Source organism: Halococcus agarilyticus (assembly GCF_000334895.1).
GTDB lineage: Archaea > Halobacteriota > Halobacteria > Halobacteriales > Halococcaceae > Halococcus > Halococcus agarilyticus.
Genome location: NZ_BAFM01000013.1, coordinates 15,618 through 33,329, shown reverse-complemented (window position 1 = coordinate 33,329; position 17,712 = coordinate 15,618). Strand labels below are relative to the sequence as shown.

General features: G+C 67.2%; 11 protein-coding genes. 4 read left to right on the top strand and 7 right to left on the bottom strand.

Features of this window, described 5'->3' with window-relative positions; all coding sequences use genetic code 11:
• The first annotated feature begins 75 nt into the window (after window positions 1-75).
• A complete protein-coding gene (locus TX76_RS11300; protein ID WP_049902583.1) occupies window positions 76-1,131 on the top strand; it encodes a DUF1616 domain-containing protein in 1,056 nt (351 codons plus the stop codon).
• Window positions 1,132-1,327: 196 nt separating this feature from the next.
• Here the strand turns inward: TX76_RS11300 and TX76_RS11295 are convergent, their stop codons facing one another.
• The 3 genes from TX76_RS11295 to TX76_RS11285 form a co-directional block, all read right to left on the bottom strand.
• Window positions 1,328-2,494, bottom strand: a complete 1,167-nt coding sequence (locus TX76_RS11295; protein WP_049902582.1) for a ferritin-like domain-containing protein — start codon at window positions 2,492-2,494, stop codon at window positions 1,328-1,330.
• Window positions 2,495-2,600: 106 nt separating this feature from the next.
• Window positions 2,601-4,268 (bottom strand): sodium:phosphate symporter, encoded by a 1,668-nt coding sequence (locus TX76_RS11290; protein WP_049902581.1) that lies wholly within the window; start codon window positions 4,266-4,268, stop codon window positions 2,601-2,603.
• A gap of 136 nt (window positions 4,269-4,404) precedes the next feature.
• The gene (locus TX76_RS11285; RefSeq protein ID WP_154019066.1) at window positions 4,405-7,464 is read right to left on the bottom strand and encodes an FtsX-like permease family protein; all 3,060 of its coding nucleotides are present in this window, start codon (window positions 7,462-7,464) and stop codon (window positions 4,405-4,407) included.
• A gap of 234 nt (window positions 7,465-7,698) precedes the next feature.
• On the opposite strand from TX76_RS11285, the gene TX76_RS11280 reads away from it, so the two are divergent.
• Window positions 7,699-8,139 (top strand): hypothetical protein, encoded by a 441-nt coding sequence (locus TX76_RS11280; protein ID WP_079890813.1) that lies wholly within the window; start codon window positions 7,699-7,701, stop codon window positions 8,137-8,139.
• Between the two features lie 59 nt (window positions 8,140-8,198).
• Here the strand turns inward: TX76_RS11280 and TX76_RS11275 are convergent, their stop codons facing one another.
• Window positions 8,199-10,397, bottom strand: a complete 2,199-nt coding sequence (locus tag TX76_RS11275; RefSeq protein ID WP_049902575.1) for a hypothetical protein — start codon at window positions 10,395-10,397, stop codon at window positions 8,199-8,201.
• A gap of 174 nt (window positions 10,398-10,571) precedes the next feature.
• On the opposite strand from TX76_RS11275, the gene TX76_RS11270 reads away from it, so the two are divergent.
• Window positions 10,572-11,444 (top strand): hypothetical protein, encoded by an 873-nt coding sequence (locus TX76_RS11270; RefSeq protein WP_154019065.1) that lies wholly within the window; start codon window positions 10,572-10,574, stop codon window positions 11,442-11,444.
• On the opposite strand, the gene TX76_RS11265 is transcribed toward TX76_RS11270, so the two are convergent.
• Window positions 11,431-12,153 carry an ABC transporter ATP-binding protein gene (locus TX76_RS11265; protein ID WP_049902571.1) on the bottom strand — a complete coding sequence of 241 codons (723 nt, stop codon included), beginning with the start codon at window positions 12,151-12,153 and terminating at the stop codon, window positions 11,431-11,433. The genes TX76_RS11270 and TX76_RS11265 overlap by 14 nt on opposite strands.
• A gap of 424 nt (window positions 12,154-12,577) precedes the next feature.
• Here TX76_RS11265 and TX76_RS11260 point away from each other — a divergent pair, with 424 nt between their 5' ends.
• Window positions 12,578-13,801, top strand: coding sequence for an endonuclease/exonuclease/phosphatase family protein (locus tag TX76_RS11260; protein ID WP_228842367.1), 1,224 nt, complete (start codon window positions 12,578-12,580; stop codon window positions 13,799-13,801).
• Window positions 13,802-14,028: 227 nt separating this feature from the next.
• Here the strand turns inward: TX76_RS11260 and TX76_RS11255 are convergent, their stop codons facing one another.
• Both TX76_RS11255 and TX76_RS11250 read right to left on the bottom strand, forming a co-directional pair.
• Window positions 14,029-14,847, bottom strand: a complete 819-nt coding sequence (locus tag TX76_RS11255; RefSeq protein ID WP_049902570.1) for a DUF7388 family protein — start codon at window positions 14,845-14,847, stop codon at window positions 14,029-14,031.
• Between the two features lie 535 nt (window positions 14,848-15,382).
• A complete protein-coding gene (locus TX76_RS11250; protein WP_049902569.1) occupies window positions 15,383-17,692 on the bottom strand; it encodes a xanthine dehydrogenase family protein molybdopterin-binding subunit in 2,310 nt (769 codons plus the stop codon).
• Window positions 17,693-17,712 lie beyond the last annotated feature (20 nt).

Genomic DNA, 17,712 nt, shown 5'->3' with positions numbered 1-17,712 from the left:
ACGCCGTTCGAGGGGTTTCGTGTGGACGAATGACGAAAGCAAGTCCTTTTGGTGCTGTTGGGGAAACCGAGTGCCATGGCTGACGGTACGCTCCGCCTGATGCTTCCGCGATTTCTCCGCCGTTTCCCGGCGGATCTTGCCGTGACGGTTCTCCTGGTCGTCGCGACGGCGATCGCCGCGCTTGCGCCCGTCATCAGCGAGACGCCGCTGCGGATCGCGCTCGGCCTCGCCTTCGTGTTGTTCGCGCCGGGCTACGCGTTCGTCGCGGCACTGTTCCCTGAACGCGGCCCCACGGGGGACGAGGCGGGATCCGAGTCGGCCGCGAGTCACGATTCGAACGCCGGCATGGCCGGACGTGCCGATCCCCGCCGAGAGGGGAGCATCGACGGCATCGAGCGGGTTGCACTTTCGTTCGGCCTCAGTATTGCGCTCACGCCGCTGATCGGGCTGGTGTTGAACTTCACGCCGTTCGGGATCCGGCTCGTTCCGATCGTGCTCTCCATCGGGGGGTTCACACTCGTCGCCTGTGCGGTGGCCGCTGTCCGTCGTCGAGAGCTGCCCGCCGAGGATCGGTTTCGGGTGCCGTACCGAGCGTGGATGCGGACGACGCGGGTGGAACTGTTCGAGCCCGATACCCGGATGGACGCTGTGCTGAACGTCGTACTGGTCGTGAGCCTGCTGCTCGCGATCAGTAGCGTCGGCTATGCCGCTCTGGTTCCAAGGACGGGCGAGAGCTTCAGCGAGTTCTACCTGCTCACCGAGAACGAATCCGGCGCGCTCGTCGCCGACGACTACCCACGGAACTTCACCGTCGGGCAGAGCCAACCCGTCATCGTCGGGATCGGCAACCACGAGCACGAGCGGGTCGAGTACTCCGTCGTCGCCGAACTGCAGCGGGTTTCGATACGGAACAACTCCACGACCGTCCGCGAACGGCAGGAGCTCGATCGGTTCAGTCGGACCGTCCCCGCGAACGAATCGGTCGACTGGACCCACAACGTGACTCCCACGATGACCGGCGAGCGACTCCGCCTCATCTACCTGCTGTACCGGGGATCGCCCCCGTCGGAGCCGACCGCCGAGAACGCTTACCGGGAGACACACCTCTGGGTGAACGTCAGTTCACAGTGATTCGACGCTGGATCGTCGGAGCCCGATCACGCGCGGTCGGACTCGACAGTCACGGAAGCGTGAAGCGATCGCACGGGGTCTGAGTTCGCTCGCTCGGACGAACGCCCTTGCGTGATACCGCCATCGCCGTGAACGGCAGGTCTTCGGGCGTCGCTACACCGATGGTGGCCACAATAATCCGTGTGTTGGAGTGTGCCTACACCTGGATCTGACCGCGGATCTCGCCCTTCGGATGCTCCTTGGTGTGGACGTTGACGTACGCGCCCTCCTCGACCATCGACTGGAGCTCCGAGAACGACTTGCCCTCGAGCGGCCCCACGAGATCGTCCTCGGTGATCGTGCCGGTTGCGAGCACGCCGTCCTCGCTGACCCCGCTCTCGTCGCTGAACAGCGGCGCGACGATCGGCCCGTTCTCGCCCTCGTTGCCGATGTGGATGTGCGCCGCAGTGACGTTCTCGATGTTCGAGACGGTGAGCTCGTACTCCAGTTCCGGCGGGTCACGCGTGAGCGTGAGGGTGGCGTCGCCGGACGCGTCGGTGTCGACCGGCGGTACCTCCTGCTCGCCGGACAGGCCAACCGTGACCGTCTGACCCGACTCCCCACCGTCGCCGCCATCGCCACCGTCGTCGCCGCCACCGCCCGCGCCGACGATGAACTGCTTCGCGATCGGGAGCACCTGGTCCATCGAGCGAGCGGTGTTGAACGCGTCTGGCGCGGGCCGCTGAAGGTGGAGCAGCTGGAAGTACGTCTGGTGTTCGGCCTCCACCGAATGAATGCTGAGTGCGGCCTTCAGCACGTCCTCGTCGTCGATCATCGGCGCGGCCCCGGCGTAGGCCGACACCCCGACGGCTTCGAGGCGGTCGGCGATCGCGACGAACTCCTCCATGGTGTCGTAGGGGAACTCGTACTCGGCGGGCTCGACGGGCGTGCCGCCGAGTTTCTCGATGGTCTCCGTGAGCGCCTCGACGTGGGCTCCCTCGTGATCCCGGACGTCCTCGATCTGCTGGTAGGTCGAGTAGCGTAGCGTCGGCCGCGCGAAGTACTGCGCCACCGCCGAGTTCTCGACCTCGCTTTCCGTATGATTCGCGAGGAACTCCTCGTAGAAAGCGTACTCCAGGTGTTCGAGGGTCAACGCGTAGTTCAGGATGTCGAGGTCGCTCGGTCCCGACTCCGAATCGTCGTTGGCGACGGCGCTGCCCGCCCCGACCGCCGACAGCGCGGCCGCACCGACGCCGACTTTCGCCGCGTCGCCCATGAACGCCCGGCGCGAACGCAGCTGATCGCCGACCTCGCTAACGAAATCGAGGATGCCGTCGGTCTCCCCTCGGATCGTGTCATCGTCTGCTGGTGTTTGATCATCCATCGGTGGAGTCGAACTATTGTTCTGCGACCAGCATCATAAAACTACTCCTCCAAACGACTCGATCATCGCCGTCCGTTCGTTTTCCGTGTGGCGGAACAGAGCGATTTCAACAGCCTCGTGTCGCGTTCGTGGCGGGCAGGCTCAGCGAGATCCGGTACGGTGCGGAGGTCGTGTAGACGAGATCGTGCCGGGACAGCCAGTCCCGATATCGCGTCTCGTCGATCGTCGCCGGCGCGAGCGGGAAGAGATGCGCCCCGGTCGTCGTCCAAGCCTCCCGCGAGAGGGTGGGACACGTGGGTGGCGAACCGTCCGTCAGCCACCGATACACCGGCGTTCGGGAGACGTTCGGCCCGCGAGGGTAGTACTGCCGCCCCACGCGCGAGAGCGGGTCGGCGGCGGTCCACCGATCGGTGACGTGGGTGGCGGCGAACGAGGCGGCCGCGAACTCGGATTCGGTCGTCGTGCTCGGGGACGACCCCGTGTCGAGGTCGACGAACGCGACCGGCGCGGTCAGGAGCGCGGCGACGAGCAACACCGTGGGCACCACCGTCCGGCCGACTCGCCGGAGGGATCGTCCCCGTTGCCGAGTCACTTTCGTCCCGACGGCGATTCCGGCGGCCGAAAGCGCCGCGAGCACGACCACCGGGAAATGTGCGAACGTCTGGGTCCGCATGACCGTCCCGAAGAACTCCGGGGTGAGCGAGGCCGTGAGCGCGAAGTACACCTGAATCACCGGTGCGGCGAGCAGCGCGACGATCACCGCTCCCTCGGTGCGATCGGCGGCGACCAGCGGGAGGCCACGACCGGCGAGGACGACCGGAACGACGAACAGGAGGACGGGCAGCAAAACGACGAGCGGCGTCGTCGCCGTCCCGGGGAAGATCGGGAGGAAGACGTTCGCGACCAGGACGAGAAACAGCGTCCCGACGGCCGCGAGGAGCGTACCGACCTGGAGGCGGGAGCTGGTGCGTCGGAGCCACAGAATCGCGATCACGAGGACGACGAGCCACGCGACGAACAGCCCCGGGTGGGCGAGGATCCGCCCGACGTACGGGACCGCAATGCCGAGTCGCCCGGCCGCCTCGTAGTACAGCGCGAAGTACGCCCAGAAACCGGCGACGAGGCCGCCGCCCACGACGACGAACCGACGGGTCGGGACCCGGAGGAACTGAGTCGCCAGCACGGCGATCGCGGTGGTCGCCGCGAGCAGCGTGCTGAACGTGTGGACGAGGGGGAAGACGAGACAGAGGAGCGCCGTCGAGCCGAGCCACGCCGGACGCTGCGTGCGGATCGCCCGGTGTAACGCGATCGCGAGCAGCGGGACGAGCAGCAGGCCGATGGCCTCCTCGTCGGCGACGCCGGTGCGCCGGAGATACAGCCCCTCGACCGCGAGAGTGAGGCCGGCGAGGGCGGCGGCGAGCCGAACCTGGCGGCCCGCGTAGTCCAATCGCCACCCGATCCGACGCGCGATCGCGACCGCGGTCAGACACGAGCCCGCACCGACGACTGCGATCAACGGCTGGGCCAGGACGACCGGCCGGACGTCCGTCACGGTGCCGGCGAGGCCGAGCACGGTGGCGAACACGAGGTTGTCCGCCCGGAGCCGATCGAACGGGAGGTGGCCGGTCGCGATCGTGTTCCGGGCGAGGGCGGCGTAGTCGAACCCATCGAGCGTGGCGGGGAACGGACTCCAGTACAGCGTGATCGTCCGCATCGCGAGCGCGAGCGCGAAGACCGCGAGACAGACGAGTACGTATTCACGCCGCCGACTCATCCGGAAAACACCCCCGAGCGGCGACCGGCTGTGAGCGGACGGCGGGAGCCGTCGGGCGGCGACGGCGGCCGTGTGCATCGTTGCCGGCCGCTCTCGTTGCTGGCACCTGCGACCGACGCATCGCGATGGAGGGTGTTCACCGTTCGCTCCCGTACTGGTGGGCCAGTCGAGCGATCGAATCGGTGAGCAGCCGGGTCGGCGGCCGGGCGAGGAACGGGACCGTCGCGAACACCGCGCCGAGCACCGCGAGGAGGAAGGCCCCGATCCCGAGACCGACGAGTACGGGCCCCGGCGTCGCGGTCGAGAGTCGGATGCCGAAAACGGTGAGCGCGCCGACGGCTTCGAGGGCACGTGTGGCACCGACGGCGAGCCCGATCGCGACCACGGTCGCGGGGATCGCGATCAGACAGACGTCGGCGAGGACCGTCTTCAGGACGCCACGCGGCGCTGCACCGGTCGCACGGTGGATCCCGATGGCACGTCGGCGCGCGTGGATGACCTGTGCGAAGGTCGCGGTCGTCGTCCCCACGGTCGTGAGGCCGGCGAGCACCACCATCGTGGCGAACAGCAACTGCACGTTGCCGAAAACGCTCCGGATGGCTTGGCCGACGCCAGCACCCTGGGAGTACTCGCCGGTGCTCGCGAGCGAGGCAAACAGCCGGTCGTCGCCCTCGATGGTGTACTCCGTTCGGGCCAGCGGCGTCCCGTTCGAGCGCAGCCCGATCGTGTAGGTGCCGGGCGAGGCGCGTCCATCGCTCCCGGCGAACACCTCGATCCCCACCGCCGCGGTCTCGCCCGGTCCGAGCGTGACGGTGCGCGTTCGCGAGCTCACCGGCGAGGTGAGCACGAGCTCACGGGAGATCGTGGCGTTCCAGGGGTTCGCTACCGTGACGTTCGCCTCGGGGCGTTCGAGCACGCTCGCCGTTTTCGGTGTCACCGTGAGCCGTGCCGAGAGGCGACGGTCTGCGGACTCTGTGATCGTGACGTTCCGGGTCGCCGTCGGACGGTCGCCTTTGGCGGCCGTGATGGTGTACGCACCCGGCGTCTCGGGGAGAGTGAGCTGAACGACGCCGTTCCCGCCCGTCGACGTCGTTCGGTTGGCGATCGAGACGGTGGCGTTCGCAACCGGCTCCTCGGTGGGCGTGACGACGGGCACGAACACGGTCGCGTTCGGCGGAGCCTGCGCCGGAAGCTCCGTGGGAACCCGGAGGGCGTTCGCCGGGAACACCCGTATCGAGAGGGAGCGAGAACCAACCCGGAGGGTGTGGTTGCCGGGCGTTCGGGACGTTATCGGGACGGTGAACGCGCCTCGTCCGTCCGGCCCGAGCGTGACTGTCCGGCTTCGAGTGGTATTGTCGATCGAGACGGGAAGCTCCCGCGTGGCGTTCGTGGCCTCGAGGTTCCGCACTCGGACCGCGACCGGGATCGACTGGTTCACTGCGGCGACGTCCGGGGCCGAAACTCCCGTGACGCTGATCGAGTTCCGTGGTGCGGTCTCCGACGTCCGCGTTCTGTCGTCGAAGTCGGTCGCTTCGGTCCGGATGTACTGGACGTCACCGGGTCTGAGCGCGAGGTGGTGGGCCGTCGAGAGGGGGACGACGAGCTGATCGTTGGCAACACCGGTCGCGTCGTAGGTGCCGACGACGGTGACGCGCGTGAGCGCCGGTGAGAAACTCCCGCCCAGGGTGAGACTCTCGCCGACCTCGACGCCGAGCGTCTCGGCGAGATCGGTTCCAACGACGACTTCGTTCGTGGTCGACGCATTCGGGGGCGTCCCCGCCACGAGCGTGGCGTCCGTGACCGACGCGAACGCCGAGTAGTTCGCCCCGAGTGCGAGAAACGGCTCGCCGTCGACGGTCTGGGGGAGCAGTATCTCCGGACTCGCGGCGATGCCGTTCGAGCGGAGGGCGGTGGCGTACTCCGTGTCGATCCGGCTGTTGAGCACGTGTGCGGCATCGGCCTCGGCGACGGTCCCTTCGCCGGGGCTCGAAAGCGGGGCGACCGCACCCGCAAACGAGAGCACGAGGAGCACGACCACCGCAAAGACCGCGAGCGTCAGTGTCGTCGGCACGACGGCCCGTGGATCGAGCAGTGAGGGGGTCAGAACCCTGCGGAGACGGGCGAACCGGATGTGGTCGGTATCGCTCGCAGGCCGGCCGGTCTCGGTGAGGCGTGCCGGCGGCTGTGTCGCCGCGGATCGGGCCGCGAGGACGCCCGCCACGACACCGGCGAGAACGAGCACGGTGAGCATGACCCCGAGAACTCCGATCGCGAGCGGTGTGAGCTTCGGTGTGAGCGAAATCGGGAGGCCGGCGTAGATGGCGACGTTGACGACGGCGTTCGTCACGACGACGCCGATCGCAAAGCCGAGCGCGACCCCGACCGTGACGATGAGGCCGGCCCGGAGGCCGAAGAGGGCGAGGACGCGGCGGGGTGTGCCACCGGTCGACCGGATGACCTGGATCGTCTCCAGGCGGTCGCGGACGGACATCCGAAGGACGTTGTACACGACGACCACGATCAGGAGTGCACTCCCCACGGTGGCCGCGAGCAGTGCGGTCAGCATCTCACGCATTCCCGCAAAGAGGAAGACGAGCGCCGACAGGAGCGGCGTCCCCGACTGTGGGACCGACAGCAAGCCGCTCGCGTTCCGTCCGGGACGGATCACGAAGGCCGCGGTGGACTGGTCGCCGAGGCGTTGGACCGTCGAGGCGTTCGCCACGTACCACTCGGCGGGAAACACCGATTCGTCCGTCGGATGGGGTTGGATCTCGTCCGTGATCGGGCCGGTCGATGTTCGAAAACGCTGACGCGTCGTGGTCGTCACTGGCCCCTGGATGGAACCGTTCGGTGTGGGGATCGTCGCGCGTTGCCACCCAACCGACGCATCGGCGATCTCGGTACGTGTGTCCGGTGGAACGCCAATGAAGCGGACCGCACTGCCGTTCGGACGGGCAACCGTCGTGGTGGGGAGGACGACTTCGTCTGCCGCGGTGGCGTTTACCGCGGCGTACGAGTCGTGGTACGTGGCGGACGTCGTGGTGTCGAGTCCGTCGGCGATCGTGGCGGTTTGGGCTCCCGCGGCGGCCAGGAGAAGCGTGCTACCGACCAAGAACGCAGCCGTGACCGCGACGACGAGAACGGTGAGGCGATCGCGACGCGACCAGCGAGTGAGCAGCGACCGAGTGTAGCTCACTGGCGACCGATAGCCTCCATCGAGTTCGTTGTTCTCCCCCACCGGGATACTTCTATCGACAGCGGGTCGAACATCTCGGAGCGTCGTCGATCCGTTCCACCCCGTCAGGCGATTCCGGCCGTCGAGGACAGGGCTCGTTCGTGAGCGGGGCCTCGGGCTCCTCGGGGAGGAGCTGTGACGGCACTCGATCCGGAATGGCGAAGTTTTTCATCGCGCTGTCCAGTCGAGAAGAACGTGAATCGACGAGAATGCCTCGCCGGAGTGGGGAGCGCTACCGGGTCTTTGCTGTTTGCTGGCTGTTCACAGCTCGGTGGCGACAGCGAAGGACGCTCTGAGGGTTCCACTCAGGGCACACCGAGCGGCTCCGACGGTGAAAACAGCGATGGAGACGGTGGGAGCGGTAGTGACAGTGGGAGTGGCGGCACTGGCGGCAGTGGAGGCGAGGGTGGTGATACCGACGGTGGCGGGAGCGGGAGTGCTACCGGAACGAACACCGAGGAGGATACTGCGGCCACCGAACGAGAGGAGCTCGAACTGGGGAACGAGAGCGGTGAAGCGCTCGAAACGGGACGTGCGCCATCGGAGGGGACTGGCACGCCGTTCGAGAACACACCGACGGTTCCCGAAGAAGAGGGACTCGAAACCGGACAAGCACCGAACGCGACGACCGGTTGATCGCCCCGGCAGCCGGATCGAACGGACGAGACACGACCCGCCGATCGTCCGAACCTGGGCTACGGCTCGAAGTCCGTGTCCGTCTCGGCCGTCGACCCGTCCGGCCGTGTTCGCTCGTCCTCGTCAGCCACCGCGCGTGCGTTTTCGAGCGCGGTCGTCCCCGTCTCCGTGGAGAGCGATTGCTCCGAGAACGCCGCACGCTCGTAGAACTCGGTGAGTCGCTGGAGTGCGTCGAGCCGACGCCCCTCGACTCCCCGATCGAGGCACGCATCGAGGAACTCCCAGTGGGTGCGTGCAGTCGTGAGGTCGAGATCGTGCTGCAACGATCGTCGGACGGCCGCGTAGGCGAGCCCGATCGCACCCGCCGTATCGCCCTCCGACAGCTGATCGTGTGCCGTTTCGAGCAACGGCGTCCGAGCGCCAGCATCGCCGGCGCGCTCGCTTTCGTCGTCCGTTCTCGCCTGGCCCGCTGCGGAACTGTCTCCGTCCGGACCGACACGCTCACGATACCGGTACACTCCGTACCCGGCAAGCAGAAGCAGGCCAAGACCGACCACCACCCAGTACGCCCACGGTGCGTCATCGAACACGCCAACCAATCGTTCGAGGAGGCCTGCCGTCGGCTGTGTCGGGACTGCGAGTCGGATCGACGTCCGAGCACGCGACGAGTCGAGGTTCGTGCTCGCACCGTCGTACGCGGCGACGACCGTGGTCGTCACGTTTCCAGAGCGCTCGGCGAACGACGCTTCCGGAACGGTGAGTGTTGCCGTGTAGCGACCGCTTTCGCCGGTCGACACCGTCGTGCTGGTGGTGCTGTTGAGACCGATCCTCACCGATTCGTTCCGTATCGGCGTCCCATCGTCGGTCGTGAGTCGCCCAGCAACGCGAACGACCGGCCCGCCGACAGCCGACCCGTTGACCGATCGCTGGGATGCGTTGATCGAAAGCGCCGTCGGTGTCGACGTGACCGTCACCGGGAGCGACGTGTTGGCCCGTCCGAGGGCTCTGTTCTCGACGGGAAGCGAGACGCGAACGGTCTGCTGTCCGGCGTTCACCTCCTTCGGCAGTCGCCTGGCCACCCTGTACAGCCCGTTGGACGACGTCCGTGCTCGCGCACCGCTGGCGAGTCTCAGTTCCTGTCCGTCGACCGAGACGGCGACCGGGACCGATCGCACGCTGGTGTTGTCGACAGCGACACGACCGCTCACGCCGAGCAGTTCGCCGAAGCTCACGTTTCGCGGCGCACCGCTCGCCCGCAGCGTCGGCTGTACCTGCCGGATCGTCACGGGGACCGACGTCCGATCGCCGCGATACACCGAGAGATTCGTCGGTCGGTAGCGAAGCGTCACCGCCCGCGTGTCGAGCGACACCAGCGTCGGGCGATAGGTGAGGGTGTACCCACCCGATGCGTTCGTGGTCGTCCGGCGGGTCTGGTTGCCTGCTCGGAGCAGTACCGTGCGGTCCGCGAGCGGGGTGCCGTTGGCCGACGCGAGGCGTCCGGTCACACGTAGCGGGTCGCGAAACGAGATCCGCTGGGCGGCTGCTGTGGCGGTGATCGTCGTGTTGACGAACTGTTCGGTGCTGACCGATTCAGCAGTAGTCGTGACGTTTCGCGTGACCGTGCGGGTCGTATCGACGGCCACCGAGAGGTTCTGCCCCGTTCCGTTTGCGATCGCGCGATAATCCCGTGTCAGCTGCCTACCGGTCTCGTTCACCCGTCTCGCGATCCGTTGGGCCCGTCGAGCGAGTCGTCGCGCACGCGTCGTGCTTCCGTTCTGTCGCGCATCTCGATACTTCTCGACCGTGGTCCGAAACCGGCGGACGTCCGACGCGTACTCCGATTGGTCCTCGCCAGTGCGTTCGAACGCAGTGCTCTCGTTGGTGTCCGAATCGCTCTCCCGAGTGACGTTGACGTACTTGTCGAGCCAGTCCGGGTACTCGCTGTCGGATCTGTTGCAGGCGGCGTATCGGCCGACTTCCAACCCCTCCGAACAGTCGATATGTGCCTGACTCAACCGACCGGCCAACCAGCTCTGTAGCTCCGAGACGTTGCCCTCCCGATCGACCGATGCCGGGTTCTCGTGGCGAACGGTCGTGTTGTTCGCCGGCGTCGGTTCGGCTCCGGTCTGCCGGAAGCGATCGGCCGTGTCCCGTGGGCCAACCTCGGTCGCGCTACCGAGCGGGAGACCGGCGACCGCGATCAACACCGCAACGAGGAGTCCCACCGTGACGGTGTTGCGGCGACGGGCGGATGCCACATCGTCACCTCTCCGTGCCCGGATAAAACTGCTTTCCTTCCCCGTGGAACGGATCGAGAACTGGCCAGGGAACTCCCGAAAGAAGGGCCACGTGAGCCGAAGCACGGTTCCATGGCGTGTGGAAATCGCCGGATCAGTACAGTTATACCAATCGACACCGCGGACAACGAAACCGTGATTGACGACAGTCGTGACTCGATCGACGACACCCCTCCTTCGTCGAAGCCCGACAGCAGCGGAACGAACCCGTCCGGACGACTTCGGTGGTCGGGTTCGCCGCTCGTGCCGCCGAAACGGCTCGTGGCGATCGGCGTCGTCGCCCTGTTGATGGTGCTCGCGGGATGTGGCGGCGGGCCAACGGACGGAACCCAGACACCGGCCACCGAAACGGACGCTCCACCGTCCACCGTCGGCACTGACCGTGCCACCGAAACGGGTACCGACACGGAGACCACCGTGCTCTCGACGACCACGAACGAGGCAGAAACCACGACGACCGACGGCGATCCCGAACCCACGACCAGTGATCTCGCACCCACGACCAGCGACACTCTCGCCACGTCGACGCCGATCGAACGCGCAGCGGTCGACAGCTCGCCCGAGGCCACCGGCTTGGACGTCATCGTCGAACCCCGCACGGCGAACACCACGGACGTCGGGGTGTGGGTCTACGCTGCGATGAGCTCCGAGTCCGCAACCGAGGGCATCGAGAGCGTCACCGTCGATGCCGGCGAGGGGCTCGACGTTTCGAACGTCTCGGTCTTCGACGTCGAGACGGCGGGCATCGACGAGACGAGCAATCACACCGGACGTCGGACGGATGGACCGGGTCTCGGGTCGAACGTCGAGGGCGGCATTCGGACGAACGACGCCGGCGAGGGGTTCGTCGTGCCGCTCGACGGCAATCGAAGCGTCGATCCGGACGACGAGATCGTCGTCGTGCTCGATGGTGGTGTCGCGACGACCGCACCCGGCAACTACACGTTCTCACTCGCCGTGAACAACGCTTCAGCTCAGGAAGACAGCTACAACGTCACCGGGGAGTAGCGTTCTCCGCACCGTCTTCTGGGGGGCTGGCTTCGGCATCGGGCTCGCCGCTCGTCGGGATCGTCGTGCCGTCTTCGAGGCGCACGACGTCGTGAAAGGCAGACTGCAGTCGCCGATCGTGACTGATGGTGAGTAGCGCGGTCCCGGTCGTCTCCTGGAGATCGAACAGGAGCGAGAGTACGCGATCAGCGGTGTCGGGATCGAGCTGGCCCGTCGGTTCGTCGGCGAGCACGATCGCGGGCTCGTTCGCGAGCGCCCGCGCGATCGCCACGCGCTGTTTCTCGCCGCCGCTGAGCGTCGCGGGATACTGTCCCGCGAGCCCCTCGATGTCGAGTGTGGCGAACAGCGTGTCGAGCCACGCCTCGTCGCGGGTGCCGGCGTGTTCCTGGGGAAGGGCGGCGTTCTCCCACGCAGTGAGGTCCGCGACGAGCTGGAACTCCTGGAAGATGAAGCCGATCGTCTCCCGTCGCAGTCGGGCGCGTTCGCGTTCGGTGAGGTCCCCGGCCATCGAGCCCTGGATCGCAAGCGAACCGCTCGTCGGGCGATCGAGCAGGCCAAGGACGTCGAACAACGTGGTCTTCCCCGCGCCGCTCGGACCCTGCACGAGCGTCCGCGCCGCGGCAGGGATCGAAAGGGAGACGTCGGTCAGGATCTGCGTACTCCCGCGTGTGACGCCGATTTCGTCGGCTTCGAGGACGGGGGTGGCCATCGTTAGGTGTGGTTTGCAGGGAACGGTATAAAGCATCGTGTCGGGCGAACTTGCGTTCGTCGCCTGTCGACGAGCGGCGAGCAGTCGCTGTCGAAAGCGGCGAGTTTCATCGAGCAACGCGTGGGACTGGGCATCCCGGACGCCGAGGTCACGAACCGTCCCATCCAACGGAGCACCGTCAGATCCGCGCCTGTGGGGCGCTCTCGGATGGGGAACGGATGCTCCCCGTCCTGATCCCCCACCGTTCCCCGGAGTTCGCCGTCGATCCAGCGGATGAAAACTGCTACAGAACTCTTCCGCAAGTGAGCGAGGTGTACCGTTGGTCGAGAGAGCCTACCAGCGTGGTCGCGAATGCAGGACCCGCACTGTTTGCCGTTCCTCGCAACCCGAGGGCTTATGCCTCGTGCCTGATCGAACGTCGACCATGGTGCGAGATACCGATCGGCGCGGATTTCTGCAAGTCGCAGGCTCGGCCGTCGCGTCGTCGGCCTTCATCGGGACGGCGAGTGCAGCGGGCCGAGGAAGCGGCACTCGCTACGCGGCGTTCAACGTCGTGGATCTGAACACGGAGCAGGTCCAACAGAAGGGCGACGAACAAGCCGCTGCTGCCGCTCGTGTGATTCAGGAGATCGACCCGGATATCATCGTCGTCAACGAACTCGCCAACAACATTCAAAGGGCGAGGGTCGAAGACGGCGTCCCCACGAAGAAGACGAACATCCAGGCGTTCGTCGACAACTATCTCAGTGAACCACAGCACCGGACCCTCGACGGTATCGAGTATCAGTACACCCTCCAACCGACCAGCAACACGGGCGTCCTCCCCGAGGAGCCCTACGACTTCAACAAGGACGGCAACGCCGGCGAACGTCCGGGTGATGCGTTCGGGTTCGGCGTCTTCCCCGGCCAGTACGCGTTCGGGATCGCGAGCAAACATCCGTTCGACGAGGCTGGCATCCGGTCGTTCCAGAAGTTCCGCTGGACCGATATGCCCGGCAACCTGATCCCGATCAAGGGAGAGCCCGGTGTCGATCCGGAGGGAATCTACCTGACGGAGGCCGAGACGGACGTCTATCGGCTCTCCTCGAAGACCCACATCGACGTGCCGTTCGAGGTGGAGGGTGGGACGGTCCACGGGCTGTTCAGCCATCCGACCCCGCCCGTCTTCGACGGCCCGAACAACTTCAACGGACGGTGGAACCACGACGAGGTGCGGTTCTTCGCGGATTACGTCGCCGGCGCGGAGTACATCTACGACGACAGCGGGATGACGGGCGGACTCGCGGACGACGCCTCCTACGTTCTGATGGGCGATATGAACGCCGGGCCGGGAGATGAACCACTCGATCCGGCGACGAAGTACTTCGTCGAGAACGACGATTTCACCACCCGCCGCCTGCCGACGAGTCCGGGTGGTGCACAACGAGGCAACCCCTACGCGACCGCCACCTTTGAGAACAGACCGAAAGTCGACTGGGTGCTTCCGTCGCCGGACCTCTCGTTGCGGTCGTCCTCGGTCGTCTGGCCGAGCAAGAACGCTTCCAAACGGGGCCTCGGGGACGCCGTCGAGACTGCGTCCGACCATCGACTGGTCTGGGCCGACATCGACGATCGCCAGCCCGGTCCTCCCGGACGGCCGTCTCGATAGCTCGTCCGTTCACTCACCGCACGATCGCCCAGAACCGAACGCTCCGTCGTGCCTTCCAGAGCAGCTCGGGTAGATCACTGCCGGTCGGAGCGTCGTTCGCGGTGTTCCGACGGATGGTTCCGAGTAGTCGACGATCGGTGGTTTGCCGTGTGTCCCTTTCGCTGTTCTCACCAGCGGCTATCGTGCTGTGCGTGGAGAGGACCGCTCGACGATCGGTGATCGGTCGATCACCGACCGAGCGCGTCCGGCCCCCGCGCCGGGTAGCCGATGACCGTATCGACACCGGCCGATCGAAGCTCCTCGATGCGCTCGCCGACCCGCGCGGGCCGACCAACGAGCGCGAACTCGTCGATCGCTTCGAGGAGTATCGCCCGAGACCGGCCGGTCGCCGTGGCGTCGGTCGGCGCGCCGTCGGCAACGGCCGCTCGATTGGTCTCTTCGGTCCGGGCGTTTTCGAGCGCGGCGGCGACCGAGCCGCGACGCGCGACGTACGCCCCGAGCGTGTCGAGCAGCGTCGCCTCGTCGTCGGAGAGGACGACCGGCGCGTAGACGGCGATCTCGTCGTCGAAGCCCGCCGCCCGGAGCGCCCGTACTTCGGCGGTGGCCGACGGCGACAGGAGCTCGAACTGGGTGCCACCGGCCGCCAGCGCGAGCCGCTCGACGCCCTCCGTGCCGATCCAGGCCTCGGGATCGTCCGTGCGGGCCGCGCCGAGCCGCGGCGCGATGGCCCGTCGCCGTTCGTCGTCGGTCAGATACGCCGGGTTGCCGGCGACGAGTACCCGTCCGACACCGGCCGGCAGGCGCTTCGAGAGGGGCGCATCGCCGAGCGGATCGAACCCGTCGGCGCGGACCGGCGTCGTGAGGCGGACCGTGGTCTCCCGGGCGAACTCCTCGAGCAGTGACGTGCTGGGGACGTGCTCGCCTCCCTCGTAGTCGACGATCGCTCTCTCGACGTCGGCGGCGCACACTCGGTCGAGATCGATCTCGGTGGGTTTGAGCGCGACGCCGTCGAAGCCTCGCTTCGAGAACGCTCGGAGGTCGGTCACGAGCGTTCACCACCGACCCCACAGGAGATCATGGAACGTACTGTGTCGCTATCGCGGAACTCGATCCATCGTCTGTGCGACCATACCGATCGTCGGGAGAGTTGCTGGAAAGGCCTGTTGGTCTCGCCGCGAGGCGCAAGCTTTGCCCGAACTCGGCCGATCGATCGGCAACGTCGCGCTCCTGCGCAACGACTCACGGGATCGATGGTTTGCGTTTCGGCTACGACCGTTCTCACCCTAATCGTTCACTCGTACCGTCGATGAGTGCGAGCGCGTCGACCCGTCGAGATCGACAGTCCACGGACGAGCCCACGACGTCGGTCGTGGATCGCTCACTCGCCGATAGTTAGCATCTCATCGCCGTCGACGAACCGGTGCTGTCGGTAGCCGAGCGCGTTCGTCAGCACCGTCTGGGTGAAGTAGGCGGCGTAGTCCTCCATGCCGAACGGGTGGAGTTCGGTTGGAGGGGTGCATCATCCGGCTTTCCATCCGTTAGGGGAGTTGTCGAGCGGCGTGAGTCGAGCGCCGAACCCGTTCAGCCGGAGTTCTCCTCGATGGCACGCCACACCGACTCGGCCGTGAGTGGCATATCGAGATGCCGGATCCCGACCGGCGAGAGCGCGTCGACGGCGGCGTTCACGACTGCTGGTGGTGCGGCGATGGTGCCCGCTTCGCCGATCCCCTTCACACCCAATCGGTTCGTCGGGCTCGGCGTCACGGTCAGGTCCGTCTCGATTTCGGGGAGATCGAGCGCTTGGGGGACGGCGTAGTCCTGCAGGGAGCCGGTGAGCAAGTTCCCGTTCTCGTCGTACGTCGTCCGTTCGTACAACGCCTGCCCGATGCCCTGGGCGACACCGCCGTGGATCTGGCCCTCCACGATCCGTGGGTTGATGCGTGGGCCACAGTCGTCCACGGCGACGTACCGTTCGACCTCGATCTCGCCGGTCGACGGATCGACGGCGACGACCGCAGCGTGTGTCCCGAACGTGTAGGCCGTCCGTTCGAGGTCGTAGACCGTCGTCTCTTCGAGCCCGACGTCGGACTGATCCGCCCCGTCCTCGTGGGCCGTCGCGACGATCTCCGCGAGGGGAACGTTGCGGGAAGGGGCTCCGGAAACGCGGACGTTCCCATCGGCGATCACGAGGTCGTCGGCAGCGACTTCGAGGCGGTCGGCGGCGATCCGACGTGCCGTCGTCGCGACCGAGCGGGCACTCTCCGCGACGGCGTTGCCACCGACGATGGTGCTTCGACTCCCGAACGTGCCCGTGCCCTCCGGGATCCGGTCGGTGTCGCCCTCGATCACCTCGATGTCGTCGGCGGCGACGCCGAGCTCGTCCGCGACGATCTGTGCGTACGTCGTCCGATGCCCCTGGCCGTGGGAGTGCGTCCCCGCGGAGACGGTCACGCCGCCGTCCGGATCGAGGCGAACGACACCGCTCTCGAACCCGGAGCCCGTCGATTCCACGTAACACGAGATCCCGACCCCGACGTACCGACCGTCCTCGCGGCGGTTCGCTTCCCCGCCTCGGTGGTCGTCGTAGTCCACCGCCGCAAGCGCCTTGTCGAACGCCCGCCCGTAGTCGCCGCTGTCGTAGACCGCGCCGACCGGCGTCTCGTAGGGGAACGCGTCGGACGGGAGGAGGTTTCTGCGCCGCAGTTCGACCGGGTCGAGTCCGAGCTCGCGGGCGGCCACGTCCATGAGCCGCTCGGTGACGTAGATCGCCTCCGGCCGCCCGGCGCCCCTGTAGGAGTGGACCGGCGCGGTGTTGGTGAAGACGCTACGTACGCGACAGTGAATCGCCGGGATCCGGTACTGGCTCGACAGCAATCGACCGTACCCGGTCGGCAGGATCGGTGCGGACCCGAGGCCGTAGCCACCCACGTTCGCGTACGTGTCGGCACGCAGTCCGCGAACGCTGCCGTCCGTGTCGAGGGCCAACTCGGCGTGCGTTCGGTGGTCACGACCGTGGGCACCGGCGGCGTAGTTTTCGGTCCGCGTGGCCGTCCACGCGATCGGTCGTTCGAGCTCGCGGGCGGCCCACGCAGCCATCGCCTCGCCGGGATGGTGGTGGCCCTTGTGCCCGAAGCCGCCGCCGACGTGTGGCGAGATCACCCGGATCCGCTCTTCGGGGAGCCCGAGGGTGGTCGCGAGATCGCTGCGGTGGCCGTGTGGCGTCTGGCTCGTCATCTCGACTCGAAGTCGACGCTCGGCGGGATCGTATCGTGCGAGGGCGGCCCGCGGCTCCATCGCGTTCGGCACGAGCCGGTTGTTCTCGAGGTCGATCTCGATCGTCGTGGCGGCGTCGGCGAACGCCCGGTCGGTCCGCTCGGCGTCGCCCAGCTCCCTGGCTGCGGCCACGTTGTCGGGCGCTCCCTCGAAGAGCGTCGGCGCTCCGTCCGTCGTGGCTTCGATCGGATCGACGGTGGTTTCGAGGCGTTCGTCGACGATCTCGACGGCCGCGGCGGCATCGGATGCGATGGCGGGCGTCTCGGCCACGACCGCGGCGACCGGCTGGCCCTGATAGCGCACGCGATCGCGGGCGAGCATCGGGTGTCCAGGTACGTCGACCCCGGGCCGGGCGGTCTCGACAGAGAGTACGCCCGGCGCGTCCGACGCCGCGATGTCGTCCCAGGTGAACACCCCGAGAACGCCGTCGCGGGTCGCAGCCTCGGCCGCCTCGATGTGGTCGATCCGTGCGTGGCCGTACCGACTGCGGACGAAGGCGAGCGACGCACACTGGGATGGGTTCAGATCGGCCGTGAACACGGCGTCGCCGGTGAGCAGTGCGGCGTCCTCGCGTCGAGGGCGTGCCCTGCCCATGGAGCCATCTCCGGCGGCGTTCATACCGTTTCTTCGAATCGGTC